This window comes from Roseovarius sp. THAF27, from assembly GCF_009363655.1.
GTDB lineage: Bacteria > Pseudomonadota > Alphaproteobacteria > Rhodobacterales > Rhodobacteraceae > Roseovarius.
In genome coordinates, this window is the sequence record NZ_CP045393.1 from 3,528,377 (window position 1) to 3,545,885 (window position 17,509).

18 protein-coding genes are annotated in these 17,509 nt (G+C 64.8%); 6 read left to right on the forward strand and 12 right to left on the reverse strand.

Annotated elements, in window-relative coordinates; all coding sequences use genetic code 11:
- Positions 1 to 23 precede the first annotated feature (23 nt).
- Positions 24 to 680, forward strand: coding sequence for a GntR family transcriptional regulator (locus FIU89_RS17480; RefSeq protein ID WP_152493773.1), 657 nt, complete (start codon positions 24 to 26; stop codon positions 678 to 680).
- Between the two features lie 9 nt (positions 681 to 689).
- Here FIU89_RS17480 and FIU89_RS17485 read toward each other — a convergent pair whose 3' ends face one another.
- Positions 690 to 2,012, reverse strand: a complete 1,323-nt coding sequence (locus FIU89_RS17485) for an aspartate aminotransferase family protein (protein WP_152493774.1) — start codon at positions 2,010 to 2,012, stop codon at positions 690 to 692.
- 121 nt (positions 2,013 to 2,133) lie between these two features.
- Between FIU89_RS17485 and FIU89_RS17490 the strand changes: the two genes are divergently transcribed.
- The 3 genes from FIU89_RS17490 to FIU89_RS17500 all read left to right on the forward strand — a co-directional run bounded on the left by FIU89_RS17490 (position 2,134) and on the right by FIU89_RS17500 (position 6,234).
- Positions 2,134 to 3,093 (forward strand): TAXI family TRAP transporter solute-binding subunit, encoded by a 960-nt coding sequence (locus FIU89_RS17490; RefSeq protein ID WP_152493775.1) that lies wholly within the window; start codon positions 2,134 to 2,136, stop codon positions 3,091 to 3,093.
- Between the two features lie 73 nt (positions 3,094 to 3,166).
- Positions 3,167 to 5,803, forward strand: a complete 2,637-nt coding sequence (locus FIU89_RS17495; protein WP_152493776.1) for a TRAP transporter permease — start codon at positions 3,167 to 3,169, stop codon at positions 5,801 to 5,803.
- An 11-nt stretch (positions 5,804 to 5,814) separates the two neighbouring features.
- Positions 5,815 to 6,234 carry a universal stress protein gene (locus FIU89_RS17500; RefSeq protein ID WP_152493777.1) on the forward strand — a complete coding sequence of 140 codons (420 nt, stop codon included), beginning with the start codon at positions 5,815 to 5,817 and terminating at the stop codon, positions 6,232 to 6,234.
- Here FIU89_RS17500 and rnc read toward each other — a convergent pair.
- From rnc to folK, 11 genes are all read right to left on the reverse strand, one after another.
- A complete protein-coding gene (rnc, locus tag FIU89_RS17505) occupies positions 6,231 to 6,920 on the reverse strand; it encodes a ribonuclease III (RefSeq protein ID WP_152493778.1) in 690 nt (229 codons plus the stop codon). The two genes, FIU89_RS17500 and rnc, sit on opposite strands and share 4 nt — an antisense overlap.
- A 7-nt stretch (positions 6,921 to 6,927) precedes the next feature.
- Complete coding sequence (lepB, locus tag FIU89_RS17510) at positions 6,928 to 7,767, reverse strand: signal peptidase I (RefSeq protein ID WP_152493779.1); 840 nt, start codon at positions 7,765 to 7,767, stop codon at positions 6,928 to 6,930.
- Between the two features lie 84 nt (positions 7,768 to 7,851).
- On the reverse strand, positions 7,852 to 8,253 hold the full coding sequence (gene acpS / locus FIU89_RS17515; RefSeq protein ID WP_152493780.1) for a holo-ACP synthase: 402 nt from the start codon (positions 8,251 to 8,253) through the stop codon (positions 7,852 to 7,854).
- 11 nt (positions 8,254 to 8,264) lie between these two features.
- Positions 8,265 to 9,677, reverse strand: coding sequence for an alpha/beta hydrolase (locus FIU89_RS17520; RefSeq protein WP_254701723.1), 1,413 nt, complete (start codon positions 9,675 to 9,677; stop codon positions 8,265 to 8,267).
- Positions 9,678 to 9,810: 133 nt separating this feature from the next.
- Positions 9,811 to 10,431 (reverse strand): LysE family transporter, encoded by a 621-nt coding sequence (locus FIU89_RS17525; RefSeq protein WP_152493781.1) that lies wholly within the window; start codon positions 10,429 to 10,431, stop codon positions 9,811 to 9,813.
- Complete coding sequence (locus FIU89_RS17530; RefSeq protein WP_152493782.1) at positions 10,428 to 10,871, reverse strand: ABZJ_00895 family protein; 444 nt, start codon at positions 10,869 to 10,871, stop codon at positions 10,428 to 10,430. Before FIU89_RS17530 ends, FIU89_RS17525 begins: the two co-directional genes overlap by 4 nt.
- Entirely contained in the window at positions 10,868 to 11,638 is a 771-nt protein-coding gene (locus FIU89_RS17535) for a pyridoxine 5'-phosphate synthase (RefSeq protein WP_152493783.1), read from the reverse strand. Before FIU89_RS17535 ends, FIU89_RS17530 begins: the two co-directional genes overlap by 4 nt.
- 39 nt (positions 11,639 to 11,677) lie before the next feature.
- Entirely contained in the window at positions 11,678 to 12,391 is a 714-nt protein-coding gene (locus FIU89_RS17540; RefSeq protein ID WP_152493784.1) for a DUF2062 domain-containing protein, read from the reverse strand.
- A 19-nt stretch (positions 12,392 to 12,410) separates the two neighbouring features.
- Positions 12,411 to 14,555, reverse strand: a complete 2,145-nt coding sequence (locus FIU89_RS17545; RefSeq protein ID WP_152493785.1) for a bifunctional (p)ppGpp synthetase/guanosine-3',5'-bis(diphosphate) 3'-pyrophosphohydrolase — start codon at positions 14,553 to 14,555, stop codon at positions 12,411 to 12,413.
- Between the two features lie 37 nt (positions 14,556 to 14,592).
- The gene (gene rpoZ, locus FIU89_RS17550; protein WP_057791126.1) at positions 14,593 to 14,946 is read right to left on the reverse strand and encodes a DNA-directed RNA polymerase subunit omega; all 354 of its coding nucleotides are present in this window, start codon (positions 14,944 to 14,946) and stop codon (positions 14,593 to 14,595) included.
- A gap of 74 nt (positions 14,947 to 15,020) precedes the next feature.
- Entirely contained in the window at positions 15,021 to 15,587 is a 567-nt protein-coding gene (gene folK, locus FIU89_RS17555) for a 2-amino-4-hydroxy-6-hydroxymethyldihydropteridine diphosphokinase (RefSeq protein ID WP_152493786.1), read from the reverse strand.
- A gap of 144 nt (positions 15,588 to 15,731) precedes the next feature.
- On the opposite strand from folK, the gene FIU89_RS17560 reads away from it, so the two are divergent.
- Positions 15,732 to 16,295: an NYN domain-containing protein gene (locus tag FIU89_RS17560; protein ID WP_152493787.1), complete on the forward strand. Its 564-nt coding sequence runs from the start codon at positions 15,732 to 15,734 to the stop codon at positions 16,293 to 16,295.
- Positions 16,296 to 16,418: 123 nt separating this feature from the next.
- Positions 16,419 to 17,369, forward strand: a complete 951-nt coding sequence (gene ispH, locus FIU89_RS17565) for a 4-hydroxy-3-methylbut-2-enyl diphosphate reductase (RefSeq protein ID WP_152493788.1) — start codon at positions 16,419 to 16,421, stop codon at positions 17,367 to 17,369.
- Positions 17,370 to 17,509 lie beyond the last annotated feature (140 nt).

Here is a 17,509-nt window from a genome sequence, read left to right on the forward strand (position 1 = left end):
CGGCGGTATGCTAGCGGATTGAAATGGAACGCAAGCGCGCAGATCTCATCGCGGACGCTATCGAGGAGTTGATCCTCGATGGAACGTTCGACGATGGCGCTCGCCTGGACGAGGTTCAGCTGGCCGAACGCTTCAACGTCTCCAGAACCCCGATAAGAGAAGCGCTTCAAAGGCTTATCCTGTCCGGCCTGGTGGAACAGCTGCCGCGTCGCGGGGTCTTCGTGCGCCAGCCCGGGCCGGTCGAACTGATCGAGATGTTCGAGGTCATGGCCGAGCTGGAAGCGGTCTGCGCCCGGCTGGCCGCGTCACGCATTTCCGACACGGCCCTGTCCGAATTGCGCACCATAAACGAGCGATGCCGCGCCGCGACCGAGGCGCAGGACGCCGATGGCAACTACGATCAGAACGATCTTTTCCACGCCACGCTCTATGCCCAGACCGGCAACGCGTTTCTCGAACAGGAATGCCTGCGGCTGCAACGCCGCCTGCGCCCCTTTCGCCGCCTGCAATTGCGCTGGCGCGGACGAATGGCGCAATCGGTGGCGGAACACGATGCGATCCTCGCCGCCATCGAGGCCGGAGACGGCGATCAGGCCGGCAACCTGTTGCGCCAGCATGTCACCGTCCAGGGCGAAAAATTCCACCGGCTGATGTCCAGCCTGAAAGCCGCCGCCGAATAAGCCCATCGCTCAGGCCAGTGCGGCGTCCACCGCCTGCCCCAGCTTGTCGACCAACTCGCCCAGCTGATCTTCGGTCAGGATGAAGGGCGGCGCCAACAGCACGTGATCCCCGCGTTGCCCATCGACGGTGCCACCCATCGGGTAACAGATCAGCCCCGCCTCGAACGCCGCCGCCTTGATCCGGGCATGCAGCTTGCGGGCCGGGTCGAACGGCGCCTTGGTCTGTCGGTCCTCGACGAATTCGATCCCCTGGAACAGCCCGCGCCCGCGAATGTCGCCAACATGCGGGTGCTGCCCGAAACGTTCGATCAACCGCGCCCGCAATGCCTCCCCCAGCGGCGCCACACGCGCCGCCAGGCCGTCGTCCAGCAAACGGTCCAACACCGCCCCCGCCGCCGCACAGGCGGTGGGATGCCCCAGATAGGTGTGCCCATGCTGGAAGAACCCGGACCCTTCCGCGATCGTGTCGTGGATCGTGCCGGTGCACAGCATCGCGCCGATCGGCTGATACCCGGCCCCCAACCCCTTGGCGATGGCGCAGATATCCGGTGCGATCCCGTCCTGCTCGCACGCGAACAGCGTGCCGGTCCGCCCCATTCCGCACATCACCTCGTCGAGGATCAGAAGGATGCCGTGCCGGTCGCAAAGCTCTCGGACAGCGCGAAAATATCCCGCGACGGGCGGCACCGCGCCCAGTGTCGCCCCCACCACGGGTTCGGCCACGAAAGCCATGATCGTCTCGGGTCCGTGCCGTTCGATCTCGGCCTCCAACTCGGCCACCAGCCGGGCGAGATAGCCCTGCGCCGTCTCGCCTTCCTGCATCCCCCGGTAGGCATAGCAGGGCGACACGTGACTCACGTCCATCAACAGCGGTGCGAAAGGCGCGCGCCGCCACGCATTGCCGCCGGTCGCCAGCGCGCCCAGCGTGTTGCCGTGATAGCTTTGACGCCGCGCGATCACCCGGCTGCGCTGGGGCTGACCGGCCTCGATGAAATACTGTCGCGCCAGCTTCAGCGCCGCTTCCATCGCCTCTGATCCGCCCGACACGAAATAGACGCGCTTCAGCCCGCCCGGCGCCACCGCCACCAGCCGGTCGGCGAGCGTTTCCGCCGGCTCCGACGTCAGGAACCCGGTATGGGCAAAGGCGATCCGGTCCAGTTGCGCCTTGATCGCGTCGGTCACATGCGCATCGCCATGCCCCAGACAGGACACCGCCGCTCCACCCGATCCGTCCAGATAGGCCTTGCCGGTCCGGTCGTAAAGATAGGCGCCCTCGCCCCGCGATACGGTCGGAATATTGGCGCGGCTGTTGCGGTGAAACACGTGGCTCATGTCGTTAACATCTTGAATTTATTAATTTGTCGCCTGACGGTCTTGCAAGCTTGGCCAGTTCTGTCTCTACTGACCCCATCGACTCATCTCGAGATGATGTTCGCAACTAAGGGAGAACACCATGAAAAACTACCTTCTCGGCGCCCTTGCCGCCGCAGGAATAGCCATTTCCGCCCCCGCCTCGGCGCAGGAATTCATTTCCATCGGCACAGGTGGCGTGACGGGCGTCTACTATCCCACCGGCGGCGCGATCTGCCGTCTCGTCAACAAGTCCCGCAAGGATCACGGCATCCGCTGCGCCGTGGAGTCCACCGGCGGCTCGGTCTACAATATCAACACGATCAAGGCCGGCGAGCTGGAATTCGGCGTCGCACAGTCCGACTGGCAGTACCACGCCTATAACGGCACCTCGACCTTCTCGGACAATCCGTTCCCGGAAATCCGTTCGGTCTTCTCGGTTCATCCCGAACCCTTCACGCTGATCGCCCGGTCCGACGCCGGCATCGAAAGCTTCGAGGACCTCAAGGGCAAGCGCTTCAACGTGGGCAATGCCGGCTCGGGCCTGCGCGCCACGACCGAGGTGCTGATGGAAGAATACGGCATGACCATGGACGATTTCGCACTTGCGACCGAGTACAAGGGCTCGGAAATGTCGCAACAGCTCTGCGACGGCAACATCGACGCCATGGTCTACGTCGTGGGCCACCCGGCCGCCGCCATCCAGGAAGCGGCGACCACCTGTGATGTCACGCTCGTGAACGTCACCGGCGATGTCATCGACAAGCTGATCGAGGAAAACCCCTACTACCGCACCGCCACTGTTCCCGGCGGCATGTACGCCGGCAACGACGAGGACGTCACCACGTTCGGCGTGGGCGCGACCCTCGTGACCTCCGCCGACGTGTCCGAAGACACGGTTTACGTTCTGGCCAAGGCGGTCATGGAAAACATCGACGACTTCCGCCAGCTGCACCCGGCCTTTGCCAACCTCGAGCCTTCCGAGATGGTTCAGGACGCCCTGTCGGCCCCGCTGCACCCCGGTGCGGAAAAGGCCTACAAGGAACTTGGCCTGATGGAATAAGCCCCCGGGCTTCGAGGGGCGCCCCGCACGGGGCGCCCCTCGCACCATCATACACATACTTGCTTCAGGGGGCATGACAGTGAGCGACCAGACCCAAAACACCCGTTCCGCCGACGACATGTTGGCCGAGGCCGATACCGGCGCCCGCAACCCGGCCGCGGCGTGGCAGACAAAGCTGATCATCGGCACCTGTATCGCGTGGTCCCTCTTCCAGCTCTACATCGCCTCACGCGTGCCGGGCATACTGGCCCAGGCCACGGGCATGTCCATCTTCGCCAATATCGTCGCACAGGCCCGCTTCGTGCACCTGGCCTTTGCCATCATGCTGGCGACGCTTGCCTTTCCGTTGTTCAAATCCTCGCCCCGAGACCGCATACCGCTCTACGATTGGATTCTGGTGATCCTCGGCGTGTCGGCCTGCCTTTACCTCGTGGTCTTCCGGTTCGAGATCGCCGACCGTCCGGGCCTGTGGAACACCACCGACGTCACCATGTCCGCGATCGGGATGATCGTCCTTCTGGTGTCGGTCTACCGCTCACTGGGCCTGCCGCTGGTGATCATCGCGTGCTGCTTCATCCTGTTCGCCTTCTTCGGCGGCTACTCGGAATGGGCGCGCAACATCACCAACTATGGCGGCTCGTCGCTGTCCAAGGCCTTGGGACACTACTGGATGCAGACCGAAGGGGTGTTCGGCGTGGCCCTCGGCGTCTCGACCACGATGATCTTCCTCTTCGTGTTGTTCGGCGCCCTGCTGGACCGGGCCGGCGGCGGCAACTGGTTCATCAAGGTGGCCATTGCCCTCTTGGGCGCCCTGCGCGGCGGCCCGGCCAAGGCATCGGTCCTGTCGTCGATGATGACCGGCATGATCTCGGGCTCGTCCATCGCCAACACCGTCACCACCGGCACCTTCACCATCCCGCTGATGAAGCGCATCGGCTTTCCGGCGGAAAAGGCGGGCGCGGTCGAGGTGGCCTCGTCCACCAACGGCCAGCTGACACCGCCCGTGATGGGCGCGGCGGCCTTCCTGATGGTCGAGTATGTCAACATCCCCTATATCGACGTGGTCAAGCACGCCTTCCTTCCGGCGGTCATCTCCTACATCGCGCTGCTTTACATCGTGCATCTCGAAAGCCTGAAGATGGGCCTCAAGGGGCTGGAAAAACCGGGCCGCCGCATCGGCGTGCTGATGATCCTGATCCTGTTCCTCTCGGGCTTCATCTTCCTCGGTCTCTGCACCTTCCTGATGATCGGCCTGCGCGGCATTCTCGAGCCGATCACGGGCAACTCGGTCTATGCCGCCGTGGCGCTCGTGGCCGTGCTCTATGTCGTGCTCGTGGCCATCGCCGCGCGGTATCCCGACCTGAAGATGGACAAGGACGAAGATGGCCCGCCCGAGGCGCCGCGACTGACGCCGACACTCATCGGCGGGCTCTATTTCGCCATCCCGATCTTCATCCTGGTGTGGAACCTGATGGTGCGCACCGACACGCTCGACCGTCTGTCGCCCGCGCTTTCGGCGTTCTGGGCGACGTTCTTCATGGTCATCATCGCGCTGACGCACCGTCCGCTCAAGGCGATGTTCCGGGGCGAAAGCCCGGGGAATGAAACCTGGCACGGCTGGCGCGATTTCATCGACGGGCTGATCCTGGGCGCGCGCAACATGATCGGTATCGGCGTCGCCACCGGCGCCGCCGGCATCATCGTCGGCACAATCTCCCTGACCGGCGCGCACCAGGTCATCGGCCAGGTGATCGAGGTCATCTCGGGCGGGAACCTGATGATCCTGCTGTTCCTCGTGGCGGTCCTGTCGCTGATCCTCGGCATGGGCCTGCCCACCACCGCCAACTACATCGTGGTGTCGTCGTTGATGGCGCCCGTCATCGTATCGGTGGGCGCACAGGCCGGCCTGATCGTGCCGCTGATCGCGGTGCACATGTTCGTCTTCTACTTCGGCATCCTCGCCGACGACACGCCACCCGTCGGCCTTGCCGCCTATGCCGCCGCCGCGATTTCCCGCGGCGACCCGATCAAGACGGGTATCCAGGGCTTCGGCTATGACATCCGCACGGCGCTCCTGCCGTTCCTCTTCATCTTCAACACCGACCTGCTCCTGATCGACGTGGGCTTTGCCAAGGCGGTCATGGTCTTCTGCATATCGCTCATCGCCATGCTCTTGTTCGCGGCCGCGACCCAAGGCTATTTCATCGCAAAGTCGCGAAAATGGGAAAGCGCTGTGCTCTTGTTCATCGCCTTCATGCTCTTCCGTCCCGGCTTCTTCCTCGATCAGATATCCGAACCCTACCAGACGGCCACCGGAACCGAAATTTATGCCCTCATAGACAGCGCCGAGACCGGGCAGGACATGCGCCTGACCATCGAAGGCCCGGATTTCGACAATGGCGAGATCCGGCCCATCACCATCTCGGTCCCCGGCATCGAGGGCGACGGCACCGCCGCCCTTTCGGAACAGGGTCTCAGCATCCTCGAAGAAGATGGCCAGTTGAAACTCGAAGAACCCTTCCCCGGCACACCGCATTTCGAGGCCATCGGCATCGAGTACGACTTCTACGGCGACACCCCCGTGGTGATCAGCAAGGTCGAGATCGAGAACGAGCGCCTGCCCAAGGAACTGTTCTTCATCCCCGCCCTGATCCTGCTGGCGGGCATCGTCCTGATCCAGAGGCCCCGCGCCACCCAACCCGCGTTCTGAGGAGGAACATCATGTTCAACAAGCTTCTCCTGGCCATCGACATCAACGCGATGGAAGGCGCCCACCGGCTGGCACAGGCCGCCAAGCTGCTGGCTGCCGGCGACGGCGCCGAGATCCACGTGATCAACGTTGTCCCCGGCAGCGGCATGAACATGGTCGGTGCCGCCTTCGAGGGGGATTACAACCGCACCGCGAAGAGCGCTGCCGAAAAGGCGCTGCAAGACTGGACGGATGGTGCCTTCGACGGCAAGGCGCAGGTGCACGTGACCGAAGGTACGATCTATGACAGCGTGCTGCGCATGGCCGACAGGATCGGCGCAGACGTGATCGTCGTCGGCGCGCACCGGCCCGAATTGCGGGATTACCTCGTCGGCCCGAACGCGGCGCGGATCACCCGCCACGCCAACCAGTCCGTGATCGTCATCCGCTAGGGCTTGCTCGACGCCACCCGCGCCAGCAACGCCTTGGCGGCAGTTTGCTCCGCCTGCCGCTTGGCCCCGGCAGTGGCTTCTTCGGCCTCGCCGTTTTCCAGCCGGGCCTCGATGGTGAATTGCGGAGCATGGTCGGGCCCGCTGCGCGCCGTCTCCCTGTAGACCGGCGGGGCCAGGCCCTGCGCCTGCGCCCATTCCTGAAGCGCGGTCTTGGCATCGCGGGCATCGGCCTTGACGGACGTCACCCGGTCCCCCCACAGCCGCAGGATCACCTCCTGCGCAGCGTCGAACCCGGCATCGCGGTAGACGGCCGCAATCACCGCCTCCATCGCGTCACCCAGCAGCGCCTGCTTGCGCCGCCCGCCCGACATCATCTCGGACCGCCCCAGCTTCAGCACCTGACCGAGGTCGATCTGCCGCGCCACCTCGGCGCAGGTTTCCTTGCGCACCAGCGCGTTGTAACGCGGCGCAAGCTGCCCTTCGGCGGCGCCCTTGTCGCTTTCCAGAAGCGCCTCGGCAATGACCAGCCCCAGAACCCTGTCGCCCAAGAACTCCAGCCTCTGGTTGTCGTCGCGGTTGGCTGTGGTCATCGACCCGTGCGTCACGGCCCGCACCAGCAACTCGGGCCGCTCGAATTCATGTCCCAAACGGGTCTCGAACGCTTTGAGATCGCCCGAAAGCTTCATCGCTGGATCAATCCAGCTTCTCGAAAAAACGGTCGCCGCGCCACGTCCAGAAGAACAGCATCGACCGGCCCGCCGACGAAAAGATCACCCGGTCCGCCCGGCCGATCAGGTTCTCGAACGGAACATAGCCCACCCCGCCCGGCGCGGTGAGCGGCGCGCGGCTGTCGGTGGAATTGTCCCGGTTGTCACCCATGAAGAAGTAATGCCCCTCGGGCACCTCGTAGACGCCGGTGTTGTCATACCGTTGCGGCCCCACGTTCAGGATGCTGTGCGACACGCCGTTGGGCAGGGTCTCGATCTGCCGCTCTTTCTCGCAGATGCCTCCCACTCCCACGGCCCCGTTGGCACAGCGCGGCGTCTTGCCCAGCGGGCCCTGGGGTTCCAGCACTTCCTCGAAGGTTCCCGCATCTTCCAGTTCGACCGGCTCGCCGTTGATGTTCAGCACGCCATCCTGCATCTGGATCCGGTCACCCGGCAGGCCCACGACCCGCTTGATGTAATCCGTGCCGTTGCTGGGATGGCGGAACACGATGATGTCGCCACGTTCAGGCTCGGACCCGAGAAGGCGCGTGTTGTCGCCATCGAGAAAGCCACAGATGTTCTTTGCGTCGATATCCAGCCCGATCCGCTCGATCTTGATGTTCGGGCAGGAGGCGTAGGAGTAGCCATAGGCGAACTTGTTGACGAACAGGAAATCCCCGATCAACAGCGTGTCCTTCATCGACCCGGACGGGATCCAGAAGGGCTGGAACAGGATCGTGCGGAAAATACCGGCGATCAGCAGTGCCCAGAAGACCGTCTTGACGGTTTCCCAGATCGCGCTCGATGTCTTGGATTCTTCGGCCATGCCTGTCTCCGATTGCTCTTCTGCGCTACATGCGGGGCGGCGGCACAGGTGTCAAGCCGCGCCGGCAAAGGCGACCCGGCGTCCTCACGTCGCCAGCCGCGCCTCGATCACGACAAAGGCCTGCGCCCAGGGGTGATCGTCGGTCAGGGTGACGTGAATAATGGCCTCGTGCCCCTCCGGCGTCATTTCGGCCAGCCGTTCGGCGGCCCAGCCGGTGACCGCCATCACCGGCTGCCCGGTGGCGAGGTTGCTCACCGCCATGTCCTTCCAGGCGATCCCCATCCGAAGTCCCGTCCCCAACGCCTTGGAACAGGCCTCTTTCGCGGCCCAGCGCTTGGCATAGGTGCCCGCCACGTCCTTGCGGCGTTCGGACTTGCGTTGCTCCACTTCCGTGAAGACCCGGTTGCGAAAGCGGTCGCCGAACCGCTCCAGCGTACCGGCGATCCGATCTATATTGGCCAGGTCCGTTCCGACGCCCAGGATCATGAATGCACCCTTTATCCGGCTGAAAACAGAGGGAAACTTACACCCAAAGCCCAGGCAAGCGCCAGCCCCAGCCCAACGCCCGGCCCGATGGCGCCAAAGCGGCGCGCCGCCACACGTCCGATCCAGCCGAAACTGAGGAAGAACAGCACGATCACCGGCGCGATCAGAAGCAGAAAGAAAAGCCCCTCGAAATCCATCGCCACCGCAATGGCCAGCGAGACAAGAAACCCGATTCGGGCCACCACGCGGCGGGCGGGTCCCGCACCGTGCACCGACCACGCGTCGGCCAGCATGAACGGCACCGCGCCAAGGGCCAGCGCGGCGATGATCCCCCACCGCTCCGGCACGGGCCAGAAATTGGCCCCGTACCGATCCAGCGCGAACCCGAAAAGGCCCACGGTCCATATCAGCACGAGGACCCCTCCCGTGACACTGAACGCGCCGGGTCGCGCGCTCGTGACCCACAGAACGGCTAGCTGGATCACGCCATAGATCAACAGGTGCAGCGCCAGGTAATCCGCCACCAGAACGGGCAAAACCTGCGTTTCCACCGGCGCCGCCACCACCGGGGTGACAAGCATCGGCGCACAGACCACGCCGGCGAACCGCCGCCATGACAGGGCGCGCATCGGCACGTCTCGTGCCGGAAACAGCTGCGCCACGGGCGCGAACAGCATCGTGATTGCCGCCAGCATTCCGATCAGCGCCCAGCCTGTCTGCGGCACGGGCACCTCGGCGTGCCGCCCGTAATATGTGTTCAGCCAGTCGAGCGTTGCTTTTCGCCCCGCACGCGAGTGCAGGATCGCCACGTGCTCCACCGCCGGGGCAATCATGGCCTCGCGTCGCACGCCCGCCGCGGCCTCCGCCACCGCATCAGCCGCGAACCCCTGCAAGCGCGGCTCCCACGCGCCGGTGATCATCAGCACGTCATCGGGCGCCTCGGCCGTAATCGCGCCGGAAAAGGTGGCCAGCAACACCAGCGGCCCGATACCCTCGACCTCGCGCGCCGCCCGCACCAGCACATCCGTGGCCATGGAATGCCCGACCAGCGCGATGTCGCCGTCGTTCGCGCGCGCGGCGTCGATCACTTCCAGTGTCTGGTTCACCAACAGCCGCGTGGTGCCGTCCACCGCCGTCACATCCCCCGACATCGGCTGCGGATGCCGCCCGTGGCCCAGGAAATCGAAGGCATAGACCCGGTACCCGGCCTGCGCCAGCACCAGGCCATAGCCCTGCATCATCTGCCGCGATCCGGCAAAGCCGTGGGCCATGACGACCGCCGGACCGGTATTCTCCGCGCCCCAGATCGTCACCGGGGTCGGCCCCACCCGCATCTCGTCGATTTCGACCCCGCCCCGCGCGGCCTCCAGCGTCCACAACGCCCACGCCCCCAAGAGCAGAGCGGCAAGCGTGCGCCAACGCAACCACCGCACCGTCACTGCAGGCTGGCGCCAATCCCGCCGGTCGCCTGGTTCAGGGTAAATCGCAATGTCCGGTCCTCAGGGCCAATGGCGGGTGGTAAGGCCGTCGCCAGGGCCACAGCCGCACATACTTGCCTCATTGCTCCGCTTTCCAGACCAACAGCCGCGCTCCGGCCAGGCCGAAGAACCCGGCGAAAAAAGCGTCGAGACCGCGCCGAAACCTCCGGTAGGCCGCCCGGACCGCCGCCCTGGAAAAGATCGTCGCGTAGAAAAGGTAAAGCGCCAGGCCTACACCGGCGCAGACCGCGATCGTCACCGGCCCCGCGCTTCCCAACGCAAGTGCTGCAACCCAGGCCAGCACGGCCTTGGGGTTCAAAAGGTTCAGCAACAGCCCACGACGGAACATGCCGGCACCTGCCCTCGCCGAAGCCTGTCCGCCCGCATCCAGTTCCGCGACCGGCTGCATCGCCGAACGCGCGGACATCGCCGCGAGGTAAAAAAGATACGCCGCGCCGGCAAGTTTCAGCAACAGCAGCGCCGGCGCGAAATGCGCGATTAGCAATCCCAGGCCCAGCCCGGCCAGCACGCCCCATACTGTCAGCCCGAGCGCGAGCCCAAGCGCCATCGCAACACCGGCCCGGCGCCCCTTTGCCATCGCCGTTCCTGCGACCGCCAGCGTCGCGGGTCCTGGTGATCCGGCGGCAAAGGCGAAGCTCGCCACCGAGGTCCATAGTGCCACATCGCCACCGCCGGTCATTTCAAACCCCGTTCTTCACGGGCCTTGTCGCGGCTCACCGTGTTGCCCGCACCGATGCCGAAGAAAAAGCGGTTGGCCAGCAGGTAACCGCCCGCATACATCAACAGCAGCGTCACGAATTGCTGCGAGCCCGGCACGGCGATGGCCAGTTTGGCGAACTCGGGCGCGAGGCCGGGTCCCGCATAGGCCAGCGCCACGTTCAGAGACGTGGCGACGAGCGTTCCGATGAAGGCAAAGCTCCAGGCCCGGCGCGCGCCGGGCAAAGCCCCGTGCCGGCGCACATATTGCTGCCCTTCGATCAGCGCGGCGATCATCGCCGGCACGATGATCTGCGCCGCCGAGCCCAGCATCTCGTCCTTGGTGATCCCCAACAAGCGCACCGCCTGGGACACGCCGATAGCCACGGCCAGAAAGACGGCGCTGTAACGCAGCCAGATCATCCGGCGATGCGCTGCGGATCTGCCCGCGCCTCGTCCATCAGGCGCCGCATTTCCCCGATCGCCGGCTCCAGCCCGCGAAAGATCGACTCGCCAATCAGGAAATGCCCGATATTGAGTTCCATGACCTCCGGAAACGCCGCCACCGGCTGCACCGTCTCATAGGTCAGCCCGTGACCCGCGTGCACTTCCAGCCCCAGCGAATCGGCAAAGGCCGACATGTCCCTCAGGGCGGCCAGTTCCCTGTCCCGCGCCTGAAAATTTCCCTCGGCATGGGCATCGCAATAGGCCCCGGTATGCAGCTCGATCACCTCGGCCCCGATCCGGTGCGCCGCCTCGATCTGGCGGCGGTCCGCGGCGATGAAGATCGACACGCGGCACCCCGCCTCGCGCAGCGGCGCGATGAAATGCGCCAGCCGGTTTTCCTCGCGCGCCACCTCCAGCCCGCCCTCGGTCGTGCGCTCCTCGCGTTTTTCGGGCACCAGGCAAACCGCGTGCGGCTTGTGGCGCAGGGCGATTTTCTGCATTTCCTCGGTCGCGGCCATCTCGAAGTTCAAGGGTCCCTTCAGCGCCGCCATCAGCCCGTCGATATCCGCGTCCGAAATATGCCTGCGGTCCTCGCGCAGGTGTGCGGTGATCCCGTCCGCCCCGGCCTCCTCGGCCAATTTGGCGGCGCGTACCGGATCGGGGGTGGCGCCGCCGCGGGCATTTCTCACCGTCGCCACATGGTCGATATTCACGCCAAGGCGCAGTTTTCCGGCATCACTCATGACATCCTCCAGAGCAAGGGTAACGACTCGTTCCTGACCCTAGTGCTTCTCGGGCTCCGCGTCAGCCTTGTCATTGGCGCCATCCCTGGCCTTCTTTGCCGCGGCCTTCTCGGCCGCCTTCTCCGCCGCCTTTTCGCGGATCGCGGCCAGCTTGGCCTTGAGCATTCCCTTGCGCCGGTTCTGATAGGCCTGGATCAATGGCAGGCTGACATAATAGCAGGTCAGGCCGGCGATGGTTCCGGGGATCAATCCGCCGACCATGTAGGGAAAAAACACCTCGTCGTAAAAGACGGTCAGCCGGCTCCAGTCGGCGCTTTGCTCGTTGAAGATCGCCCAAAGGTTGTCTTTCAGGTCCCGCCCCGCATCGACGAACTTGCTGCCGAGCGTGCCATGCGCCTCCAGGTCGGGATTGTTGCGCAGCCCGAGCATGAAATATCCGGTCTGCAGCGAAGACGCGCCGATGAAGACAAAGGTCAGCGGGTTGCCGAAGAAGGTCGACAGGAGCGCAGCCACGATGTTGCCGCGCAAGATCGACGCCACCACGGCGGCCAGCAGAAAGTGCAGCCCGAAGAACGGCGAAAAGCTGACGAAGACCCCGGCGAAAACCCCCCGGGCGATTCGGTGCGGCGGGTCGGGCAGACGCCTGACGCGGTGCCGCACGTAATGAAACGCCCGCGTCCAGCCGGATCTCGGCCAGAGAAACCGTAACGTGGCCTTCCACCAAGGCAGTCTGTCACGGCGTTTGAAAACCACGGGGCGCGGCTCCTCTGGGTCAGCTCTGTTCCGTTCCGCCACTGGCCGCCAGCCGACCGGGGTCGCGGAACCGTTCCACCGTGGCTACATCGCTTTCCGCATCCAGCACCGAGATGACGCCATGCAGATGTTCCGCGTCGCGCAGCTCGACATCTATCAGCAGCCGGTAAAAGTCCGGTTTGCGATCCACGAATGTCAGGTCCGAGATATTGGCCTTCTGCTCTCCGATCAACGTGCAAATACGTCCCAGTACCCCCGCATCGTTGCCGATCGTCACATTCAGCGTCGCCTCGTAGACGGCAGCATGCGTGCCGCCGTGCCATTGCAGGTCCATCCAGCGCTCAGGCTGTTCCTCGTAGCGCTGCAGATTCTCGCAGTCGATCGAATGGACCACCACGCCCTTGCCGCGATAGGTGATCCCCACGATCCGCTCCCCCGGCAGCGGCTGGCAACAGGGGGCACGGTCAAACCGCTGGTCCGGCTCAAGCCCGACAACGGCACGGTCCAGCCCCACCTCGTTGCCGGTGTCCGGCGCAAGGTCCGGGTAGACCGCGTTCAGAACGCGGCTGGTGGTCAACTCGGCACTTCCCAGCCGGGCCAGAACCTCGTCACGCCCCTTCAGGCGCAGGGTCTTGGCGGCACGTTCCAGCGCCTTGTCGGTGGGCTTCTTGCCCACATGCTCGAACGCCGCGCGCGCCAGTTCCCGGCCCAACCGGATGTAACGGTCTCGGTCGACCTCGCGCAGGGCCCGGCGAATGGCGGCGCGCGCCTTGCCCGTCGTGGCGATATCCAGCCACGTCGCCTGCGGCGTCTGCCCGTCGGCGGTGATCACCTCCACGGACTGGCCGTTCTTGATCCGGGTCCACAGCGGCACGCGCATCCCGTCGACCTTGGCGCCGACACAGCCATTGCCGATTCGCGTGTGGATGGCATATGCGAAATCGATCGGCGTCGCCCCCCGTGGCAGCTTCACCACGTCCCCCTTCGGCGTGAAGCAGAACACTTGGTCGGCGTACATTTCCAGCTTCACCGCCTCGAGGAACTCGTCGTGGTCCTCCTCGCTGTCGAACTGCTCGGTAAGGCTGGAAATCCACTTGGCCGGGTCGACGGCAAACGGGTTCTCCGCCGGCACGCCGTCGCGGTAGGACCAGTGCGCCGCCACGCCCGTCTCGGCCACCTCGTGCATCTGGCGGGTGCGCAACTGCACCTCGACCAGCTTGCCGTCGCGGCCCGACACAGTGGTGTGAATCGAGCGATAGCCGTTCGACTTGGGCTGGCTGATATAGTCCTTGAACCGCCCCGGCACCGCCCGCCAGCGGCGATGGATCACCCCCAACGTGCGGTAACAGTCATCCTCGGACGCGGTGATGATGCGAAACCCGTAGATGTCGCTCAGCCGGGAAAAGCCCATCTCCTTTTCCTGCATCTTGCGCCAGATCGAATAGGGTTTCTTGGCGCGGCCAAGGATCTCGGCCTTGATCCCGGCCTCCTGCAATTCCAGCCGCATGTCGCCGGTGATCCGCTCTATCACGTCGCCCGCCTCGCGCTGCAAGGTGATGAAGCGCCGCATGATCGACGCGCGTGCCTCGGGGTTGATCACGCGGAACGCCAGGTCCTCCAGCTCTTCGCGCATCCACTGCATCCCCATCCGGCCGGCCAGCGGCGCGAAGATATCCATCGTCTCGCGCGCTTTCTTCAGCTGCTTTTCGGGCCGCATCGCGCGGATCGTGCGCATGTTGTGCAGCCGGTCGGCCAGCTTCACCAGGATCACGCGCATGTCCTTCGACATCGCCATGAACAGCTTGCGGAAGTTCTCGGCCTGCTGGGTCTCGGTGCTGGACAGCTGCAGGTTGGTCAGCTTGGTCACGCCGTCCACGAGGTCGGCGATCTCTCCGCCGAACCGCTCGGCCACGGCGTTGTAGGACGCGCGCGTATCCTCGATCGTGTCGTGAAGCAGAGCCGTGATGATGGTCGCATCATCCAGCCGCTGTTCCGTCAGAATAGCGGCGACCGCCACCGGATGACTGAAATAGGGCTCCCCGGAGTGCCGCGTCTGGCCCTCGTGCATCTCCATTCCGAACGCATAGGCGTCACGGATCAGATCGCTATGGCTTTTCGGATTATAGGCGCGGACAAGATCGACAAGCGTATCAGCACCAATCATCTGGTCCGCTTTCCATCACCCGTCCGCGCGCAGGGGTTCAGCCCTGGCCCTGCGCCTCCATAAGCGCACGCAGCAGTTTTTCTTCCGACATGTCGTCGTCGGCCGGCTTCTCGGCTTCCTCGCCCATCAGCAGCGCCATGGAATCGTCTTCCGGCTCGTCGACCTCGATCTGGCTCTGGTTCGATTCGATCAGCCGTTCGCGCAGGTCGTCGGCACCTTGCGTTTCCTCGGCGATCTCGCGCAGCGCCACGACCGGGTTCTTGTCGTTGTCGCGGTCCACGGTGATCGGCGACCCCGACGAGATCTCGCGCGCGCGGTGTGCCGCCAGCATCACCAGGTCGAAGCGGTTCGGAACTTTATCAACGCAGTCTTCTGTGGTTACGCGCGCCATGGGGCCTCCGGATAGGGCAAAGTCTCAAGAAGCCCTTCATTTAAAGCCTCGGGCAGGTGTTTACAAGCACAGAATCAGTCCAGCGCCCGCACCTCTGCCCGGGCGTCAGCGGGCAGGTCCGCCAGCATCGCCGCCACGCTGCGTTCCAGCACCGGATGAACCCAATCGGACGCGACGTCATTCAGCGGCACCAGGACGAAAGCCCGCTCATGCATCCGCGGATGCGGCAGGATCAGGTTGTCGGGGGTCCGCCGCATCTGCTGCTCCAGCGGCAGCGCGCGCCAGGCCTCGTACGTGGCCCGGTCCGGCAAGACCTGCGCACCTGCCGCCAGCAGGTCCAGGTCCAGCGTGCGCTGGCCCCAGCGCTGCTGCCGTGCCCGTCCGAACGCGGATTCGATTTCGTGTAAAAGTTGCAACATTTCCGCAGGATCGCCGTCGAAGGCCAGAACGGCGGCGGCGTTCACGTAATCCGGCCCCGCCCCCGCGGGAAAACAGGGCGTTTCATACAGGCGACTGACTGCCACAACGCGCGCGCCCGCCCTCGGCAACTGGGCCAGCGCCGCGCGCAGGGTCGTCTCCGGCGCCCCCGTATCGGACGGCAAATTCCCGCCCAATGCTATCAGGAATAGTTGCTCAGGCATGTGACCGACTTATCCTCTATACAATCTAAACGCTTGCGTAGCGCAAACTAAACTCCTAGGTACACCGACTAGTCCTGTCCGGTTTCAAATCCACTCCATTAGTACACCGTTGCGGCAGGGCAAACACACTCGGAAGGACATTTTATGTTTTACAAGGACGAGCGGCTCGCGCTGTTCATCGACGGTTCGAACTTGTACGCTGCGGCCAAGGCGCTCGGGTTCGATATCGACTACAAGCTGCTGCGAACGGAATTCATGCGTCGTGGCAAGCTTTTGCGAGCCTTCTACTACACGGCGCTGCTGGAAAACGACGACTACTCTCCGATCCGCCCGCTTGTCGACTGGCTCAACTACAACGGTTTCACCATGGTCACCAAGCCGGCCAAGGAATACACCGACAGCCAGGGTCGCCGTAAGGTGAAGGGCAACATGGACATCGAATTGACGGTGGACGCCATGGAGCTTGCCCCGCGGATCGACCACATCGTTCTGTTCTCCGGCGACGGCGATTTCCGCCCGCTGGTCGAAAGCCTTCAACGCCAGGGCGTTCGCGTATCCGTGGTCTCCACCATCCGCAGCCAACCGCCGATGATCTCCGACGACCTGCGCCGCCAGGCCGACAACTTCATCGAACTCGAAGACCTCAAGGAGGTCATCGGACGCCCGCCGCGCGAAGATTCGCAAGAGCGTCAGCAAGCCTCGGCCTGAACGAGCCGCCGGGAAACGGGGCCGGGGGCAGCCGAAAGCGGCCGCACCTCGCGCCCCGATTTGCCACCCACCACTGGACGCCGCACGCCGCAACCCTTACGTCTTGAGGGAACAGGAGTGTCCATGACCAAACCGCCCCTCACCCTCTATCTCGCAGCCCCGCGCGGCTTTTGCGCCGGGGTCGACCGCGCCATCAAGATCGTCGAGATGGCACTCGGGAAATGGGGCGCGCCGGTCTATGTCCGGCACGAGATCGTGCATAACAAGTACGTGGTGGACGACCTGCGCGCCAAGGGCGCGGTCTTCGTCGAAGAGCTCGACGAATGCCCCGACGACCGCCCGGTGATCTTTTCGGCGCATGGCGTGCCCAAGGCGGTCCCGGCCGAGGCCGCGTCGCGCGAAATGGTCTATGTCGATGCGACCTGCCCGCTTGTCTCCAAGGTCCATATCGAGGCCGAGCGCCATGCCGCGAACGGGCTGCAGATCATCATGATCGGCCATGCCGGCCACCCCGAGACCATCGGCACGATGGGCCAGCTGCCCACCGGCGACGTGTTGCTCGTCGAAACGCCCGAAGACGTGGGCCGGGTCGAGGTGCGCGATCCCGCGCGTCTCGCCTTCGTGACGCAGACCACGCTGTCGGTCGACGACACCGCCGATATCGTCCAGGCGCTCCAGGCCCGCTTCCCCGACATCGTCGGCCCCCACAAGGAAGACATCTGCTATGCCACCACCAACCGGCAGGAGGCGGTAAAGGCGATGGCCGAAAAGGCCGAGGCGATGCTGGTCGTGGGCGCGCCCAACTCCTCCAACTCCAAACGCCTGGTCGAGGTCGGCGCCCGCGCGGGCTGTTCCTACGCGCAGCTGGTGCAGCGCGCCGCGGATATCGACTGGCGCGCGCTGGACGGCATCACCACCATGGGCATCACGGCAGGCGCTTCGGCACCCGAAGTGCTGATCAACGAGGTCATCGACGCCTTTCGCGACCGTTTCGACGTGACCATCGAACAGGTCGAAACCGCGCAGGAAAACGTCGAATTCAAGGTCCCACGGGTCCTGCGCGAACCCGCCTGAAGGCCTTGCCCGCTTCGGCATTCTGTCGGCGGAACCCGCTGGTCCCCCAGCCTTCTGCCCGCGCCACACCGCCGGGCAATGGCACGACGCGGCAACCCGCGCAGCCCGTCCCGGGCCTGACCCGGGACCTCTTCGCCGGG